Origin of the sequence: Allorhizobium borbori, assembly GCF_014196535.1 — a bacterium.
Lineage (GTDB): Bacteria > Pseudomonadota > Alphaproteobacteria > Rhizobiales > Rhizobiaceae > Ectorhizobium > Ectorhizobium borbori.
In genome coordinates this window covers 1-18,824 of record NZ_JACIDU010000030.1, presented here as the reverse complement: position 1 = coordinate 18,824, position 18,824 = coordinate 1, and the positions used below count along the sequence as shown (strand labels likewise).

Here is an 18,824-nt window from a genome sequence, read left to right as displayed (position 1 = left end):
CCGTTCTCCCGTCAGGAAATGAACTTTGCCGCCTGCTGAATGTCGATTGAACCGAGGCCGACCTTGCGGCGCTCCAGATCCTTGAGGATTTCCGCCGTGAGGCTGACCGCCCGCGCGATCTGTTCCGGCGTGTGGTCTGCGGTCAGGAAGAAGCGCAGACGCGCAAGGCCTTCCTGCACGGCCGGGTGGATGATCGGCAGCGCATTGACGCCCGCTTCCAGCAATTCGTTGGAAAGCTGCACGGCGCGCAGGGAATCGCCGACGATGACCGGAACGACCGAATAGCCGGCGCTGGTGCCGACATTCAGGCCCGCCTGCCGGGCGAGATCGAGGAAAAGATGACCGTTGCGGCGCAGCGCATCGACGCGTTCTACCTCGCTGCGCAGCACATCGATGCTGGCAATGGCGGCAGCGGCAAGAACGGGTGCAAGGCCAACGGAATAGACGAAGCCGCCGGCTTCGGCCTTCAGAATTTCGACGAGCGCCCGGCAGCCTGCAATATAGCCGCCGCAACTCGATGCAGTCTTCGAAAGCGTCCCCATCCACAGATCGACGGAGGTCGGGTCAATGCCGAAATGTTCGAACGTGCCGCGGCCGGTCTTGCCGAGAACACCGAGAGAATGGGCCTCGTCCACCATCAGCCAGAAGCCATAGCGCGCGCGCAGGCGTACGAATTCCGGCAGGTTGGCGATATCGCCATCCATGGAATAGATACCTTCGACGATCACCAGCACACGATCGAAATTGCCGGCGACACCGTTCAGCACCTTTTCCAGATCGGCGGCATCGTTATGGCGGAAGAAGCGGCGCGTGGCGCCCGAAAGCTTTACGCCGGCCAGAACGCTGTTGTGGATCAGTTCGTCATGGACGACCAGATCCTTCGGCCCGACCAGTGTCGAGATGGCGGCAGCATTGGTGAGATAGCCCGAAACGAAGCAGACGGCGGCTTCCGTGCCGTAGACCTCGGCAAGGCTTGCCTCCAGCGTGGTGTGCAGCGGCCGTTCGCCGGCCACCAGACGGCTGGCGGATGCGGAAATGCCGAACTGCTCGATGGCCGCCTTGGCCGCCGCCTCCACCTTTGGGTGGGTATTGGCGCTGATATAGTCGTAGGAGGCGAAGTTGATCATCTCCTTGCCGCCGATGACGGTCGTCGCGCCCGCCGCCCGCTCGTGCGAACGGTAAAACGGGTTTTCGACGCCGGCCATGGCGCTGATGGCCTTGTGCGCCATCAGTTTCTTGTATTCGGGCAGGTCCTCGAACCGCTTCGGCGCCTTCACAGGCTCCGGTGCCTTGCGGTTCATGCGCGCCATACGGTTCTGGCCAGCCGACTCATGGCGGCTGCGCCATGCGCCGAGCATGTCGCCCGCGCCGCCTTCGTCGTTCTTGCCGTCAGCCATTTTGACCGGCTCCCTTTTCCGCTTCCGCGTTCATATGCTTGTTCGCCAGCCCTTCAACGATGCTGTCCTCGAAGGACGCCTCGTCTTCGCCGCCGCCGCGCGCCGTGACCTTTTCGTGCAACTTGCGCACGATGTCGCCCACGGTCGCACCATCGCCCATGCCCGAAAGCGGAATGTCGATACCCGTCTTCTGCTGGAAGCCGACGCCCAGTTCCATGGCCATGAGGCTATCGAGACCGATATCCTTCAGCACCTTGTCGGCTGTCACGCTGTCCTCGGCGACCTTGAGGATGCCGGCGATCTCGCCCGCCAGGAAGCGCTGCAGAATGGCCTGCGCCTCTTCCGCCGGCTTGCCGGCGATGAGGGCGGCCAGATCGACCTGCTCGCCATCGCCACCCTGCGACCCTGCGCCCGCATTGCGCGGAATGGCAGAAAATAGCGGCTGGGCCGTGATCTTGAGCGCCGAGGCCGAAGCCCAATCCAGTTCGGCCACCATGACGGTTGCCGCATCGACCGTCCCCGTGTCACCCACGAGGCACCGTTCGACAAAGGCCAGCGCATCGCGGGCGCGCAGTGCCGACTTTCCGAGGCGCTTCGACAGGATGTCGTTGACACCCGTATTGCGGGCCAGGAAGCCGGTATCGGCAATCGCGCCAAAGCCGACGGCCAGCGCCGGAAGCCCCGCCACGCGCCGTGCACGCGCCAGACCTTCAAGATAACCGTTGGCGGCCACATAATTGCCCTGGCCGGGGTTGCCGATCATCGTCGTCGCCGACGAGAACATCAGGAAGAGTGCGAGATCGTCACCCCGTGTCAGGCGATCAAGAACCGCGGCACCAGAGGCCTTCACGTCGATGACCGGGCGGTTGCGCGCACGGTCGAGGTTCGAAATCAGCGCGTCATCCAGCACCATGGCGGCGTGCAACACACCCTTCAACGGGCCGATGGCGCGCAGCCTGGTGAGCAACTCAGCCACCGAGGCTTCGCTGGTGATGTCACAGGCATGGACGCTGGCACTCACACCCGCCGCTTTCCAGGCCGCGATCGTGGCCACGGTTTCCTCATCGGGAACGCCGCGACGGGTGGCAAGTGCGACATGCTTTGCGCCGCGCTTCACCAGCCAGTCGGCAGCCGCCAGACCGAAACCACCGATGCCGCCGGCAACGAGATAGACGCCCGTCGGCAGGGCGAGCTTGCCATCGGTCGCCACGCGCACCGGGTCCTTGCCGGCCATCGGCGGCAGAACGACGATCTTGCCGATATGACCGGCATTCTGCATCAGGCGGAAGGCGCCTGCCGTCTCATCGTAATGGAAGGCACGGAAGGGCAGCGGGCTGAGCTTGCCTTCGGCAAACAGCGCGCCGATCTCATCGAAGATACGGTGGGTGAGCGCCGGAGCCTTGACGAGAAGCTGGTCGGCGTCGATGCCGAAGTAGGAGACATTGCGGCGGAACGGGCGCAGCGCCAGTTTGCGATCCGAATAGTAATCGCGCTTGCCGAGTTCAAGGAAGCGGCCGAACGGCTTCACCAGTTCGAAGCTGCGTTCCATGGCTTCCGCAAACAGCGAGTTCAGCACCAGCTCGACGCCTTCGCCGCCCGTGACGCGCAGCACATCGCCGACAAAATCGAGCGACCGGGAATCAAAGACGTGATCCGCACCGAGCATGGAGAGGAAGCGCCGCTTCTCCACCGTGCCGGCGGTCGCGATGACGGTGGCGCCCTTCAGCTTGGCGATCTGCAGCGCGGCAAGACCGACGCCACCGGCCGCGCCGTGGATCAGGATCGTTTCGCCCGCACGGATGCGACCCAACTCGACCATGGCGTAATAGGCTGTGAGGAAGGCGACCGGCACCGTGGCGGCGGCGGCGAGATCCATGCCCGACGGCAGGCGCATCAGGCCTTCGCGGGCCACGACCATATGGGTGGAAAAGGCTTCCGGGCCGATACCCATGACGCGCTCGCCCGGGGCGATGTCGGTGACACCCGCGCCGACGGCGAGAACCGTGCCGGCCATTTCCATGCCGATGGTGGCACCGGCGAAACCGTCTTCCAGCGCTTCTTCCGGCAGAAGGCCCATCGACCACATCACGTCGCGGAAATTCAGGCCGGTGGCGGCCACCTCGACGACGACCTCGCCCGCCTTCGGCGTGGGCAGGCCACGCTCTTCCCAGACAATGCTGTCGACACGGCCGCTCGTATGCTGGCGGATGGTGGCGGCCTTGAAGTCCAGCGTCGTGCGCAGGGCAACGGGCGCCGGGCCCGGCACGGCGCGGATCACCGACAGAAGGTCTGTTTTGCTATCCAGAAGCCATTCACGCTCATCGCCCTTGTAGGCAAGCAGACGGGCGACGGCCTTTTCCGTTTCCGGTGCAGCCGGATCGGCATCGAGCAGGAAGGTTTCGACTTCCTCATATTCATTCTGTAGCACACGGGTAAACGTCCAAACGCCGCTCGCCACCGCTTCTGCGGCTTCGGCACCGGCGGGAGACCCGCCCGGCGCGACGATGACGAGGCGGGCCGGCTTGACGCCGCTCACAGCCTGCGCGCGGGCACGGGCCGCCTCCGCAAAGGCGCTGAGCGTCAGGACATGGTCCTGAAGTGTTGCGGACCCCGTCGCATCGGCCACCGTCGGCAGGACGAGGACGGCCTGAACCGGTTCTTCCCTCCAGTTGGCGAACAGGTCTGCGAAAGCCGCAGCGCCACCATCCGGCTCATAGGCTGCACGAACGCATTCGGCTCCGGCGAGCGCCAACGGCGAAGCGCCGGCTTCCAGAATCTGCATTACCGTCCCGAAGGCGGTCGGCTCGATGGACGGCTCGACATTGGCGGCAGAGGCTTCCGCGCTGATGATGAGCAGGCTGCCATCCTCGGCATCGCTGAGTTCGGCGCGGGCATCCGCAAAGCCGAGTTCCTTCAGCGCGTCTTCCCACTGGGACGGCGAGGCAAAGCGGCCCAGCGGAAATTCCGGCGAGGCGCTTTCCGCAAACCAGTCATCGGTGAGGCCAAAGACGAAATCGGCAAGGCCGGAAGACGGCTGCTCGACCGCCACCAGTGCACCGCCGCAGGCCGCCACGGCGCGCAGCGCATCGTTCAGCGCGCCGCCGTTGCGCAGGCTGGCATAGAGCGATCCGCTGGCGCTGATCGCGAGATCCGCACCATCCGCCAGAATGCCGGCCTCGAAGGGCAAAACCTCGACCATCGGATTGCGTTCGAAGGTCAGTTCCAGCGTGCGGCGCAGATGATCGGACGGTTCCAGAATGACGAGGCGCGCACCCTTGAGTGCTGCCATATCCGCCAGACGGGCGCTGAAGGCGACAGAGACCGCACCGGCTTCGAGAAGCGTGAAGGCCTGGCCGGGCGTGACACTTGCCAGCGCACGGGCCGCGGCTTCAAGCACGCGCTCGTCGCGCAGGCGGCCCAGCGGCGTGTGGTGACGCACATGGTCCAGCGTTGCTTCGCTGAGGAAGCGGGACGACCTGCTCTCCTCCCCGGTTGCGCCACGGGCGAGACGTTCCAGTGTTTCGACCTGCACATCATTGACGAGGACGGCTTCGGCCACACGACCGGGGAAGCGGCGATAAACCTCGCGCAGCAGCACGGCCAACGGCGGCAGGCCGTTTTCGACCGGTACAGACCAGCCATTGCCATCGAAATTCGCCAGGCCGGCATCTTCCAGCGTGTAAAGACAGCTTGCCAGGAAGCAGGCAAAGGCACGGTCATGCGGCAGGCGCGACATTTCAATACGCCCGGAACCGTTTGCCAGCACCAGCGCGATATCATGGCAGGCCCTGTGCACGGCGGCATCGATCAGCAACGTCGCTTCGCCCGGTTCGTCACCCTGAGCAGCCGGTGCGACACCTGCCGGAAGGATAGCTGCAGGACGATGGCCGGTCAGAAAACCGTTCGCGACCGTTTCGTAATGGAAGGTGACCGTTTCCAGCGTGTTGTGCTGGCGCAGCCAGGTGCGGCGGAAACGACAGTCATCGAGGGTGGCGACCAGCGTGCCGTCCTCGGCCATCAGTTCGAAACGGGCCTTGAGGCTGTTGGCGCTGAAGCGCTGGATTTCAACCACTGCACGGGTGATTTCCTTGCCCGCGACACCGGTGCGGATCGCACCGAAGCGAACCGGAATATAGGGCGCGCCATCGGCCTCGCCCGTCAGGCGGCCGAACAGGGCCACGAGACCGTGGAACGCGGCATCGATGGAGATCGGGTTGAGGTCATAGGTCAGCCAGGGATGCAGCGGCGCGTCCGGCGACTTGAGATCGACCACCAGATGGCGCTCACCGAACAGTTCGGCGCGCGACAGAAGCTGGAAACATTCCGCATAGTCGAGACCAAAGCGGCGGGCCGTCTCATAGGCTTCCTCGGCACGGATTTCATGCGCCTTGCCGAAAGGTACGACGTTGAGCTCCGGCTTGCGCGACAGGCCAGCCGATTTACGGCTGCGCGCCGTGGCATGCACCGCCCAGCCGTCCTCGCTCATATATTCGCGGGACGCGATCTCGATGACGCCGGTTTCCGGCGAGATGCGGGTGGACACCTCGGCGATGCGGGTATCGCGCAGATCGAGCGGACGGAAGATCTCGAGATTGGTGATTTCCACCTCGGCGCTGCCATAAAAGCGGCGCGCGGCCTGGACGGCGATCTCGATATAGGCGCTGCCTGGCATGATCGGCTTGCCGTCCACCACATGGCCGGCGAGATCGGGCAGAAGCAACGCGTCGATATGGTTCTTCCACACGGAGGCCAGCGGGTCGGCGCGCCAGCCCAGCAGCGTATAGGGCGCCTCGACCAGATCGCGGCCGAACACGTTGATGCCGTCCGAGGTCTTCTGGGTGCGGTATTCCTTGTTTTCGAAGGGCAGCGGCGGCAGGCTGACGCCGAAGATGCGCTCGGCACTGGCGGTAACGGGCGTCGCACCGTGGGCGATGGCGCGCATCGCCGAACGTTCGACCGGATCGTCTCCCTCCGCCAGCCCCGGGCGCGCGAAGGTCGGGATCACAGCCACGGCGGCGGAAGCCTGCTTGGCGGTTTCCGTAACATAGCCGGACAGGATCGGACGCGGCGAAATTTCAATGAACAGGTTGCAGCCAAGCTCGAGCGCCGCCGAAATGCCGGCTTCGAAGGCGACCGGCTCGCGCACATTGTGCCACCAGTATTGCGCATCAAGCGCTGCGCCATCGAGCACCTTGCCCGTGACCGTCGAGATGTAGGGCGTATGGCCGCCTACCGGTGCAATCGCCGGAATTTCCGCCAGGAAAGCATCCCGTTCACGGTCGATAACCGGATGGTGGAACGGATAGTCGATATCCAGAACATGGCATACGACCCGCGCCGCCTGAGCGTATTTCTTGAAGGCCTTGATCTCTTCCACAGGGCCGGAAATCGTCACGGAATTATGGGCGTTGACGGCGGCGACGTGGATGCCGGCCAGGCCGCGTGCCGTGACGAAGGCTTCAACCGCCTTTTCGGACATGACCACGGCCGCCATGGTGCCGGCACCGGCCAGCGCGTGCTGGTGGCGGGAGCGAACGGCGACGACGGTTGCCGCATCGGCGGCTGTCAGGATGCCGGCCGCATAAGCCGCGGCGACTTCGCCCACCGAATGGCCGAAGACCGCATCGGGCTTCACACCCCGCGCGCCAAGGCAATCCGTCAGCGCTGCCTGAACGGCAAACAGCAGCGGCTGGGCAATGCGGGCATCGCGCAGCAGCGAAGCGAGGTCCGGTGCGTGCAGGATCGCCACCAGATCTTCCCCGGTGCGCTCGGCAAAGAGAGCGGCAAAATCATCGAAGCGGGCGCGGAACTCCGCGTTCTCGCGATAGGCATCGAGCCCCATGCCCGCCCACTGCGAACCGTTGCCCGCATAGACGAAGGCGGTCTTGACGGCCTTGGCAGGGGCCTCGCCCACTTCACCGGCGCCGGCGCCGTCCAGATGCGCCTCGATGGACGCGGCGATATCGGCCGCGTTGCGGCCCGAGACAGCGAACCGATGCTTCAGCGGCATGCTGTTGCGCGTGGCCGCAACGATGCGCGCACCTTCCTGCGGCGTCGCGCCGGTCATCCGCACCGCATAGTCGCGCAACAGTGCTTCAAGCGCCGTCGCCGTATGGGCGCTGACGGTGAAGACGCCGCCCTCGTCAACCACCGGCTCAACCGCGCGGATCGGCGGATCGGAGATGACGACGTGGACATTCGTGCCGCCAAAGCCGAAGGAGTTGACCCCGGCGAGACGGCGCTCGGCGCCGCGCGGCAGGACACGACCACGCGTATTGACCTCGATATTCAGCCCGGCGAAATCGATATCCTCGTTCAGGATCTCGGCATGCAGCGACGGCGGCAAGAAATCGTTTTCCAGCGCCAGAATAGCCTTGATCAGGCCGAGAATGCCCGACGCCGGTTCGGCATGGCCGATATTGGTCTTGATCGAGCCGATCGGCAGAACATCCGTGCGGGCCTTGCCCAACGTTTCCCCAATCGCCCAGACTTCCGCGGGATCGCCGACCCGCGTGCCCGTGCCATGGCCTTCAACGAAGGCGAGACGGGCGGGATCGAGCCCGCGTTCTTCATAGATGGAGCGTAGCAGTTCGGCCTGCGCCTCCCGCGAGGGCAGCGAAATGCCGTTCGTGCGCCCGGCCGAATTCATGCCTGCGGCCAGAAGCGTGGCGCGGCTGCGCCCGCCTTCGGCTGCAACCCGTTCCGAACGGCGCAGCACGATGACACCCGCACCTTCCGCACGGACATAGCCTTCGCCGTTCTGGCCATAGGCCCGGCACAGGCCCTCCGGCGACAACATGCGCGCCTGGGAAAAACCAATGAAGGAGAAAGGATGGAGCAGCAGATTGACGCCGCCGACGATGGCCGTGTCGATCTCGCCGTCGAGCAAAGCCCGCTCTGCCTGGGACAAGGCCACCAGCGAGGAGGAACAGGCGGTATCGATGGTCATGCTCGGGCCGCTGAGACCAAAGACGTGCGAAATGCGGTTGGAGACGATCGACAGCGTGTTGCCCGTCATGAAATACGGGCCGCCGGATGCCGGGTCTTCTATATAGAGGTTACCGTGATCGAGACCGGAAGAACCGATATAGACGCCGACACGCTCGCCCTGAAGATCGCCCTGGGCCAAGCCAGCGTCTTCCAGAGCGCGCCAGACGAGTTGCAGAAGGACGCGCTGCTGTGGATCCATATACGACGCTTCGCGCGCCGACAGACCGAACACTGCGGGATCGAAATCGAAGACGTTGTCCAGCACACCGGCCGCAAAGGTATAGGCCTTGCCGGGCGTGCCGCGGACCGGATGCCAGAACCGGGCCTTGTCCCACCGCGATTCGGGAATCTCGGTGACCGCGCACACGCCATCCCGCAGCAGTTCAAACAATTGCTCAGGGCTGCCCGCGGACGGAACGGAACAGGCATACCCCAGTATTTCAATCGTCATCTAGACCCACTCTCAATTTCGAAGCCTCATTCAACATCGAGACCCACTCTCACCCGCTCGAACACGTCAACGTCAAGCCGAACGAATGTTAGTCGCATTTCAGCACGCTTCACGCTAGCGTGTGAATTTAGACACAACATCAGCTTTTGGGTAGTCCCACCCGCTCAAGTATCCATTTTGGGGGAAATGCACTGGTGACGGGCCGGGGAAAATTTTGTAACTCACCAGCGAGGTCTAGCAATTATTAACCGTTTCTTGCTAAGTGGTTATCCGCTGTCTTGAATGAATTTATATGGAGTGGCCGTGAAGAAGACGAACGTCCTGTTTATAGGGCTTGTCCTTACGTCGTGCAAAAGCTTGCCAGGAGACGGCCCTCTCGCCTCAGACATCTCGGAACAGTCCCGCCAGTCAATTAGTGAATCGAATCAGCGCAATAATCTTGTTTTTGATATTGTTGACGTCGACTCGACTTCCGCGAAACTCATTTCCAACTACGACAGCAAATTGCTGCAGCGCCGGTTCGGAATCGGCGGCGGAGTCAAGAAACCCGTTATCGGCGTAGGCGACCAGCTCAAGATCACAATTTTCGAAGCAGGCTCTGACGGTCTATTCTCAACGGCCGACAGCAAGCATTCGGACATTGACGTTCTGGTACAGCCAGACGGCAAGGCTGCTATACCGTACGTCGGCCTTGTGACCTTTGCTGGAAAGACCCTTGAAGAGGCCCGGCAGACGATTCTCTCTGCTCTGGCGAACAAGGCTGTCGAACCGGACGTCGTGGTCAATACGATAACAACGGCATCACGCAACGTGACCGTTTCTGGTGCAGTCAAAACGCCGGCGGTTGTACCGCTTAGCCTCACGTCTGAAACAATCATGGAGACGCTAGCCAAGGCTGGCGGCCCAACCTTTCAACCTTACGAGAGCTACGTGACACTGACCCGGCAGCAAAAGACGGGCACCGTTCTTATGAAGACCATGATCGAGGACCCTCGGGAGAACATTTATGTTCAGCCGGGCGACCAGATTTTCGTAACCCGGGAGCCGCGAACATTTACCGTCCTCGGCGCAGTAAAGTCCAACAACCGGATCGAATTTGGTACGAACGACCTCAACCTTCTCGAAGCCGTGGCCATGGCCGGCGGCGGCGAAGCTTCAACCAGCGATATGCGTGGATACTTCGTGTTCCGCTATGAGGAACCGGATATCATGATGGATCTTCTGGGACGCTCGCGCTTCGATGCGCTTGTAAGAAAGGGAATGGCCCCTGACCAACAGGGGCGATATCCGGTCGTCTATCGCTTCGACATGACAAAGGCCGGAAGCCTGCTCGTGGGGCAGACTTTCCCCGTCAAGAATCGGGACGTCATCTACGCATCACGCCACCCCTCTGTCGATTTCCTGAAGTTCATGAATATCGTCGGGCGCCCCGTCGGCATCGTTGCGTCAGGAACCAGCATCTACAATGTCGTGAGCGACTGACAATGGCCCTGGGATATTCGAGTTGCGCTCACCTGAGTCGCGGACTATAAACCCGCTGGAAAAATAGCGGCGACTTCATGCGGCGGGAAATGCAATGCGGCTTCTTGACAGAATCTTTGGTCGTGGCTCAAAGCCGGAACATCAGGAGACCGACGGGTTCTTTGATCAGTATTGCAACGAGATGCCGAGCCACCAGAATGCAATCGACATTTTGCCGGGCTGGAATTCTGCTTTTCCCGGTGGCTTGAAACTCAAAGCCGGCAACCACGCTCTGTTTGCAGATCAGCGCGTAGACTGGGCCGTCAAACAGGCCGGCTCGATCAAAGACCTTAAGGTCTTGGAAGTCGGGCCACTTGAGGGCATGCACACCTATATGCTCAACAAGCATCGACCCGCCTCGATTGACGCTATCGAAGCGAATAAGCAGTGCTTCCTGCGATGCCTGGTGACCAAAGAGGTAATCGGCATTGATCGCGCGCACTTCTACCTTGGTGACGCCTTAAAGTGGCTGGAGACGGAAGAGCGTCACTACGATCTCGCTGTCGCTTCAGGTGTATTGTATCACATGCCCGACCCTGGGCATTTCCTTTCGCAGTTGACGCGCCGTTGCGACCAGCTATTCATCTGGACGCATTTCTTCGATGAGAAGGCAATGCCTAACGATGATCCGCGGAGAAAGGCCTTTAACGGCAACGTTGAAGAGCGCACCATTGCCGGGGTTCCGGTACGGTATTATGAGCGGCATTATTTCAACGCAAATGCGACCAAAGAATTCTGTGGCGGCATGAAGGATCGTCACTACTGGATGGGGCGAGACGACATTATCGACCTGATCCGGGCTCTCGGCTTCAGCGACATCCGCATCACTCAGGAAGACCCCAACCACCGTGGTGGTCCGTGCTTCTGTGTTTTCGCAAAACGCGGCGCCTTAGAACAACAGGCCTGATTTGCTGTTCAACATCCAAAGCGATCGAGGCGATCTTGTTATGGGATACCTTATCCCAGACGGGTTCGCGGACGTGCCGGTCGTTGCGGTATCGGACGCCGACGGCTTTATCGCGGACGTCGAATGCGACCAACTTCACAGCGCCGTAGCGGCGACCGGACGTCACAAAACCGGTCTGGTCGGCTTCAAACTGACAGATAAGAACATTCCAGGCTTGAAGGAACGCAAGACCTTGGCCATCCACGATGCCAAGTCCGGATTGCTGATCTATCGCCGCCCCCTTCCTGATCGGCAAATCAACAAGAAAATCATGCGGATCGAGACCCAAATCGTCCCGCATACAGCTCTGGACAGGGCGATGAAGGAATACTTCCAGTATGCTCTTTCCTCTATCGAGCGATACGGCCACGAAACGACACTGCAGGTCTTTCTGCTCGACAAACTGCAATCGATTTATCTCAGCGGGCGAGTGCAGGTCCGTAATCATCAGGATTTTTTCGACAAGGGATTTATCGGCGCAACAATCCTGACCGATCCGTATTATGACATGGCTATTCGTCTGGCTACGATAAAGCTGTGCTCGACGACCAAGCCGACCTTTCTCGGCGAACGCGACCTAATGTCACTGTCACCAGCGGTTGCGTATTTCGAAGGCCTGAACCTGCAAGACACCGAGGCCATCGAAAAAGCGCTCAAAAGAGCGCCTCCCCGCATCCGAGCGACGCTCATGTCTCCGAGTACACGTCAGTTCGCCGGGACCGACGCTGAACAGCCTTCGACGCGCAGGGATATCGCGACGGCGCTGGACATGATATCCCGCTGCGAGGTCATCGGGCATATTAATGACACACTTTCATTCGCTTCATCATTAGGCGAACTGCTGGACATTGATATGGACCGGATTCCTATCCTGCAACGGAATAAGGCAATGGATCAAATCGCCGCAAAGCTTGCTTGCCTACCCGTCGCAGAGTCTTATCTGGAGGATGACCTCATCCTTGATTATTATGTACGCAAGGCGATCAATGAGGCCGCCATGCAAAAGAGTTAAAAGCGGGAACGTCCAAGTCATGTCCAACACCGATATCAGGGAGGCCGAAACCAAATTTCCGGTTCGCCCGCGTAACGGACTGATCAGTCGTCTCCTGCGGCAAAACTCGCCTCTTCAAAAGGTCGATGACCACACTGGTGCGGTTGAAATCAACACCGTTGGCGGCGCGCATACGGTGCAAGGCGGGCCCAGTACCAGTTCGCGCACACCGATCGCGTTGCTAAGCTTCATCGTGATGGTACTGGTTCCGTTCGCCGCCAGCCTCGTCTATTTCGTATTGATCGCCTCGGACCAATATATCGCTGAAGCACGCTTCACCGTCCGGTCTTTGGCCGAGGAGCGAAATAAGGATTCTGCTGATAGCGGCGTTCTCGCGATGAGTTCCATGTCTCAGGATGGTTTCATTGTCACCAGTTTCATCCACTCGACTGAAATCTTGCAACGACTGACGCCGAAGATCGACTATCGCCGCATGTTCACACAAGACAGTGTCGATGTTCTGTCCCGTTTCGATGACAAGGAATCGAACGAGCGCTTTCTAAAATACTGGGCCAATCAGGTCGTGACCTACATAGACGGTCCCTCGGGAATCATTACATTGCGGACCCGCACCTTCTCGCCTGACGACTCCAAGGCACTGGCATCCGCTATCATCGCCGAGAGCGAATTGCTGATCAACGAACTTTCCACGCGGGCCCGCAACGATATCATCTCCCGCTTCCAGGCCGAGTTGCAAAGAACAGCCGACAACTACAAGGCAGCACTCGAGGCCATGAAAGAATACCAGAATTCGGCCGGCCTGCTGTCTCCGGAGGCGCGCGCTACGGAAACGGGCGCGCTGCTGGCCGGTCTTCTGGCCAAAAAGCTCGAACTCGAAACACGCTTGTTCATTTTAAACCAATCAAACGCGGCATCGTCTCCCTCCGGTCAGCAACTGAAACTCACCACCCAGAATCTCGAAACACAGATCGAGAAGCTGCAGCAAGAGATTGCCGGTAACTCGCAGACCGAAACAAACGTGGCCAATGCAGTGGAGAATTTCTCCCGGCTCGAAACTGACAGGCGGGTCGCAGAAACGCTTTACGAAACCGCCCGGCGCAACCTTGATATGGCTCAGGTTGAGGCCATGCGCAAAAGCCTGTATCTGGTGGTCTTCGTGCCGCCGACAGTCCCGCAGGAGTCGCTCTACCCCCACCGGATTTCAACGCCGCTGCTGATCCTGCTTGGACTCACCGTTGCCTGGATGACGGGCGTCCTTATGTTTGCATCGATCGAAGATCATAAGCTTTGAGGATGCCGAATGATCCGTTTCAAGAGTGTCTCCAAACATTTCAAGACCGAGGGGCATAAAAAGGTTATCCTCGACAATTGCAACATGGAGTTTTTGTCTGGCTACTCCTATGCCGTGCTTGGGGTGAACGGCGCCGGCAAATCAACGACTATGAAGATGATTGCTGGATCGGCCCTGCCAAATTCCGGCCGGATCATCAAAGATCTGCGTGTGTCTTGGCCACTAGGCTTCGCTGGTGGTTTCCATCCACAAATGTCAGGACGAGACAATCTTGCCTTTGTAGCGCGGGCCTATGGGGAGAATGTGCGCCGGGTTTCTAGCTTTGTCGAGGATTTCGCAGAACTCGGCGATTACATCAACGCCCCGGTGCGCACCTATTCTTCCGGGATGATGGCACGCTTGGCCTTCGGTCTTTCAATGGCTGTCGAATTCGACTGCTATCTGGTCGACGAAATCACCGCCGTCGGCGATGCACGCTTCCAGAAGCGGTGTAAAGAGGCCTTTGAAAGCCGCCGAAAGAACTCGGATCTCATCATGATTTCGCACAGCATGTCCACAATCAACGCCTACTGCGACAAGGGGGTTGTACTCGTGGACGGCCAAATGTTGCTGTTTGACAAAGTCTCGGATGCTATTGAAACTTACTACCGCCTGAACCGCTGATAATTGTCCCGAACGACGGAAGCCGAAATCCACGCCATGACAAATCTCGATCAGGACATGCCAAAGCCATCGGCACTCGCCAGAAGCCGTCTAACAGTCAAGGCGCTATCGACGACGGCGAGAAAACTGCGCTTTTCGACATCCAATCGAAGCGACCTCTATAAAGCGGTGGGCTTGCGGCCGCGCATGATCGATCGTGTGTTTCGGTGGGCCTTCGTTGCCAATACCGCTCTGGTTCTCATCATGCCCATCGTCAGTGCGATCTTCTATTTCGGCCTGTTGGCCTCGGATCAGTATCAGTCCGAAACCCGTTTCGTGGTGCGAACCTCCACGCCTGCGATTGGTCAGGATCAACTCGGCAAGGTCAGCGGTCTGCCGTCCGCCAAAATCGTGCAAGACACCCAGATCGTAACGAACTTCATTCACAGCCGCGCCATTCTTGAAGAACTCGAAAAAGCTATCAACCTGCGCGAGCGCTTCATGCGTGAGAACGTAGATTTCGCGAGCCGACTGAAACAAGACGCAACGTTCGAGGAATTTCTGGATTACTGGGACCGCATGGTCAAAACGTCCATTAGTCCTTCGAGCGGCATCATTACAGTTACAGTCAACGCCTTTTCGGCAGAGGATGCGCATGACATCGCTGACGCAATCATGAAATCTTCTGAGGCCATGATTAACAGGCTTAGCGACCGGATCTGGCAGGACGTGACTGCAACGTCCAAAACCAATCTGGACCGTGCCAGTGAAAATTTGCGCGCATTGCGTGCGCGCATGGCCGTTCAGCAAAATGAGAGTGGCGTTCTGACCGTTGAGAGTTCCTCGCTCATTCTCTCCTCGCTTTTGACCAAACTTCAGCAGGAAAAGATCCAGCTAGAGCAATCCTATACCGTCAAGGCGAACAGCATGGGAAAGAATACACCTCAGATGAAGGTTCTCGCCCGTGAGATCGAGAGTAAACAGGCCCAGATTGACGACCTGCAGCGAAAAGTGACGGGGTCTGACGTTGACAACTTGGCAAGCGTCTCGGCAGCGTTTTCAAATCTCCAGTTCGAAACGCGACTGGCCGAGGAACAATTTTCTGCCAGCGTTCGCACATTCGAACAGGTCCAGTTCATGAGCAACCAGCAACTGATGTATCTGGACAGCTTTCTCAAGCCAAATCTGCCGGACGAGGCGCTTTACCCGCGCCGCGGCCTTGGGATCGGGCTGACTGCACTTGGATCCGTCTTTCTATGGCTTGCCCTTACTGGCATCTTGAGGCAGATCAAGACCAAGGTAGACCTCTGATGCGGCAACAAATCCTACCAAGTCGCTGGCAGGCCGCCAAGTCATTGGCTTTTTGCCAGCAATCGCCCTCCGGTCAAATCCAATCGCCATATGGATCGGTCGCATGACTCGGGTCATCACCTCGCATGAGTCTGGCAAGGATCCACGATCGACCCGGTACGCCTTGAAGCAGAAGGCGCACGTGATGCAAGCGGTAATCCTCAGGGATGTTCGGACCCGCTTTTTCAATCATGGACTGGGCTTTCTGCTCGTGCCGATATGGCCTCTGGCCCATATGTTTGTGTTGCTGATGATCTATACGTTCATGGGACGAAAGGCGCCATTTGGAGACAGTCTGCGTCTTTTCTTCGCAACCGGCCTGCTGCCCTGTCTGACGTTCATGTATGTGTCCCGCTTCATGGCGCTATCGATTGTTATAAACAGACCGATGCTTGCAATTCCCGCCGTGAAGGTGCTGGATATATTGTTCGCCCGCGCGTTTCTTGAGATCATTGCAGCTTTCCTGATGGTCTTCCTGACCTTCATCATTCTGCTTTCACTTGGCGACAACCCGTTCCCGCACGACTGGGAGCAAGCAACATATGCTTTTCTGTCGACCATACTTCTAGCCATCGGTCTTGGTGTACTGGTCGGCGTTGTCACCTCTATGTTCACTTTTTTTGCCACTATCTATGCATTGACGCTTATCCTCGTGTACATGATGTCCGGAACGCTTTTTGTTGTTGCTGCCCTGCCAGCACAAGCGGCATATGCGTTGTCGTGGAATCCCGTGATGCACGCAGTGGAGTGGATGCGATCCTCTTTTTATCCCACCTACAACAGCCCGGTGCTCGACAAATACTATCTTTTGGCATTCGGACTCGGGGCGCTTTGCTGCGGCCTTGTTCTGGAGAGAAGTGTGCGGCGCGTCGTTCTCGAAGGAAAATAGTCTCATGCTTGAAATCATTGCCCAGAACGAACTGACGGCGGATCCGCGCGAAAGCTCGACCTGGCTTTCGGAAGGTGACGACCCGTTTTTTCTCATCCGCTTCGGGGTCCTTAGAAAGCGGTTCGTGACTATTCGATTGGCGGCATCCGATATCGAAATCGAGCCGAGACTCTATATCAACACCGGTCGTGGCTTTCGCGAAAAGGACAGTTGGACGGTAGGCCGCGGCGCAGACATATTGATCATTGCCGATGTCGGCGCATTCGGGACGATCTGTACATTGCGACTGGACCCGGCCAGTGAGCCGTGCCGTTTCGCGTTGGAGGTTCAGGAGTTCGCAACCGTCACGGAGTTGAACGCGTATATCGCCTCACAGAAGCGGCAACTCTCGCCTATGAAGGAGGTGCGGTTGGCCAATCTGCCCCGCTTCTGGAAGACATTTCCCTCTTTTCGGTTCAGACGAAAAGAAGGCCAACTGCAGACCTATGTAAGCCGCATGACGAAACTGGCGGCAGACATTTCTGCTTCCCCGTCGCTGGATCCCGGCGCCACCTGGCTGAGCATCGTCGTACCAGTCTACAATGCACCAGCGCGGTATCTTGATGAACTCGTCTCTTCATTTGAGAGACAGGACATAGCAGGCGCTGAACTCATTCTGTCGGACGATGGTTCCACCTCGGCAGAAACTCTGGGCTGGTACAGCGCTCACCAGCCTGGTCCGCGAATCCGCCACCTCCTCAACGGGATGAATCGCGGCATCGCCCTAACCACCAATGCCGGGCTTGAGGTAGCTCGAGGCGAGTGGATTACCCTGCTGGATCATGACGACGTCATAGCTCCGCATGGGCTCAAGGTCATCCGCCAAGCGATAGAATCATCCCCGCAGGCTCGGTTTCTCTATACGGACGAGTTGGTGGTCGATGATACCCTCAAGCCTACTGGCTTGATGCTGAAGCCCGCCTACGATCCCGTTCTGCTTTCCGGGGTCAATTACATCAATCACTTTTCGATTTACCGCAGGGATCGACTGATCGACATCGGATTCCTGCGCGGGAACTTCGAAGGCTCACAGGATTACGACCTACTACTGCGCTATCTCGATGGCCTAGCAGACATCGAGGTCGTGCATGTTCCGTACCCCGCCTATTGGTGGCGCCGTAACGGTAAGACCTACTCGCGCATTTTTCTCGACAAGGCCACCACCAGTGCCAGACGCGCTCTGCATGAGCACTTTACCAACAATGGCAAGACTAATGCTATATTGCCGGCTCTCACGGAGACATTGCATCGCGTCAGCTTTCCACGCGACCCGAAAAACCACCCCAAGATTTCGATCATCGTCCCAAACAAGGATTCGTTCGATCTGATGTCGACGCTCCTGCGGGGAATATACGAGGAAACTGACTATCCCGACTTCGAAGTCATCGTGATCGATAATGGCTCGACAGATAGTGCCACGCTAGCGCTTTACGATGACTATGCGCAACGCTACCCATCATTCCAGTTTCATATCAACGTCAGTACGTTCAATTTTTCCCGGGCGATTAATGCGGGGATGGCGCTTGCAAGCGGAGATCATTTCCTTCTCCTGAACAATGACATTGAGGTCATTGCACGCAACTGGCTCGACGAAATGGTCCAATGCCTCAGTTACGATAATGTTGGCATCGTTGGTGCAAAGCTTCTCTATCCAAGCCGAAAAATCCAGCACGCTGGCGTTATCGTTGGCTTTGGCGGCCTTGCCGGTCACTGGTATCTCAACAAGCCTGAAACATTTGGCGGTCCGATGAACCGTCTGCACGTGCGCAACTCCGTGACCTGCGTCACGGGTGCGGCGATGCTCATCACCGGCGAGTGCGCTCGAAAGATCGGCCTTTGGGACGAAGATAATTTTGCCGTCGCTTATAACGACGTCGATTACTGTTTCAGGGCCTACAAGGCAGGCTACAGAATCGTATGGACACCGTTCGCGTGCCTCATTCACCATGAGTCCGTGTCACGCGGCCCCGACAAGTCGGGCGAACGGCGGATACGCTTCGAAAAAGAGAAGGCTAATTTGCGCAGGCTACACGATACACAGGATTTTATCGACCCGGCCAGTCACCCGGCATACAGTCGGGACCGATCAGATCCAAAATTAATCCAGCTATCAAGTTTGACTTTTGCGCGTGAATGGTTCCAGAAGAGAAAAACTTAGATAAACAATATCAACAATCTTAAAGCCGACTTATGTGTCTATTTAGAGTATCCGTTTTGATCAAGCTGGTTTTGGGGTCCATTTGCGATTGTTTTTCAGCAGTGCGTTAGCGAGAACGATGAGTTTTCGCATGATGGC

General features: G+C 58.8%; 10 protein-coding genes. 8 read left to right on the top strand and 2 right to left on the bottom strand.

Translation table 11 applies throughout. The features are described 5' to 3' along the window. Positions 1–11: 11 nt before the first annotated feature. Together GGQ66_RS21575 and GGQ66_RS21570 are read right to left on the bottom strand one after the other, a co-directional pair. On the bottom strand, positions 12–1,397 hold the full coding sequence (locus GGQ66_RS21575) for an aminotransferase class I/II-fold pyridoxal phosphate-dependent enzyme (protein ID WP_183795570.1): 1,386 nt from the start codon (positions 1,395–1,397) through the stop codon (positions 12–14). Next, a complete protein-coding gene (locus tag GGQ66_RS21570) occupies positions 1,390–8,838 on the bottom strand; it encodes a type I polyketide synthase (RefSeq protein WP_183795568.1) in 7,449 nt (2,482 codons plus the stop codon). The genes GGQ66_RS21575 and GGQ66_RS21570 overlap by 8 nt, the downstream gene beginning before the upstream one ends. Before the next feature lie 303 nt (positions 8,839–9,141). On the opposite strand from GGQ66_RS21570, the gene GGQ66_RS21565 reads away from it, so the two are divergent. From GGQ66_RS21565 to GGQ66_RS21530, 8 genes are all read left to right on the top strand, one after another. Continuing rightward, positions 9,142–10,320 (top strand): polysaccharide biosynthesis/export family protein, encoded by a 1,179-nt coding sequence (locus tag GGQ66_RS21565; protein WP_370686405.1) that lies wholly within the window; start codon positions 9,142–9,144, stop codon positions 10,318–10,320. 94 nt (positions 10,321–10,414) lie between these two features. Further along, positions 10,415–11,266, top strand: coding sequence for a class I SAM-dependent methyltransferase (locus GGQ66_RS21560; protein ID WP_210287365.1), 852 nt, complete (start codon positions 10,415–10,417; stop codon positions 11,264–11,266). Between the two features lies 1 nt (position 11,267). Continuing rightward, entirely contained in the window at positions 11,268–12,317 is a 1,050-nt protein-coding gene (locus tag GGQ66_RS21555) for a hypothetical protein (RefSeq protein WP_183795564.1), read from the top strand. A 19-nt stretch (positions 12,318–12,336) separates the two neighbouring features. Then, complete coding sequence (locus GGQ66_RS21550; protein ID WP_183795562.1) at positions 12,337–13,608, top strand: KpsE/RkpR family capsule polysaccharide export protein; 1,272 nt, start codon at positions 12,337–12,339, stop codon at positions 13,606–13,608. A 9-nt stretch (positions 13,609–13,617) separates the two neighbouring features. Then, complete coding sequence (locus GGQ66_RS21545; RefSeq protein ID WP_183795560.1) at positions 13,618–14,271, top strand: ABC transporter ATP-binding protein; 654 nt, start codon at positions 13,618–13,620, stop codon at positions 14,269–14,271. Positions 14,272–14,307: 36 nt separating this feature from the next. Then, positions 14,308–15,561 (top strand): KpsE/RkpR family capsule polysaccharide export protein, encoded by a 1,254-nt coding sequence (locus GGQ66_RS21540; protein WP_183795558.1) that lies wholly within the window; start codon positions 14,308–14,310, stop codon positions 15,559–15,561. 103 nt (positions 15,562–15,664) lie between these two features. Then, positions 15,665–16,489, top strand: a complete 825-nt coding sequence (locus tag GGQ66_RS21535; protein ID WP_237359034.1) for an ABC transporter permease — start codon at positions 15,665–15,667, stop codon at positions 16,487–16,489. A 4-nt stretch (positions 16,490–16,493) separates the two neighbouring features. Beyond that, on the top strand, positions 16,494–18,686 hold the full coding sequence (locus tag GGQ66_RS21530; protein ID WP_183795556.1) for a glycosyltransferase family 2 protein: 2,193 nt from the start codon (positions 16,494–16,496) through the stop codon (positions 18,684–18,686). Positions 18,687–18,824 lie beyond the last annotated feature (138 nt).

What these genes read in the sequence shown, in the direction of transcription:
- GGQ66_RS21575 (WP_183795570.1), bottom strand. Translation starts at nt 1,397, where the DNA reads ATGGCTGACGGCAAGAACGACGAAGGCGGCGCGGGCGACATGCTCGGC.
- GGQ66_RS21570 (WP_183795568.1), bottom strand. Translation starts at nt 8,838, where the DNA reads ATGACGATTGAAATACTGGGGTATGCCTGTTCCGTTCCGTCCGCGGGC.
- GGQ66_RS21560 (WP_210287365.1), top strand. Translation starts at nt 10,415, where the DNA reads ATGCGGCTTCTTGACAGAATCTTTGGTCGTGGCTCAAAGCCGGAACAT.
- GGQ66_RS21550 (WP_183795562.1), top strand. Translation starts at nt 12,337, where the DNA reads ATGTCCAACACCGATATCAGGGAGGCCGAAACCAAATTTCCGGTTCGC.
- GGQ66_RS21545 (WP_183795560.1), top strand. Translation starts at nt 13,618, where the DNA reads ATGATCCGTTTCAAGAGTGTCTCCAAACATTTCAAGACCGAGGGGCAT.
- GGQ66_RS21540 (WP_183795558.1), top strand. Translation starts at nt 14,308, where the DNA reads ATGACAAATCTCGATCAGGACATGCCAAAGCCATCGGCACTCGCCAGA.
- GGQ66_RS21535 (WP_237359034.1), top strand. Translation starts at nt 15,665, where the DNA reads ATGACTCGGGTCATCACCTCGCATGAGTCTGGCAAGGATCCACGATCG.
- GGQ66_RS21530 (WP_183795556.1), top strand. Translation starts at nt 16,494, where the DNA reads ATGCTTGAAATCATTGCCCAGAACGAACTGACGGCGGATCCGCGCGAA.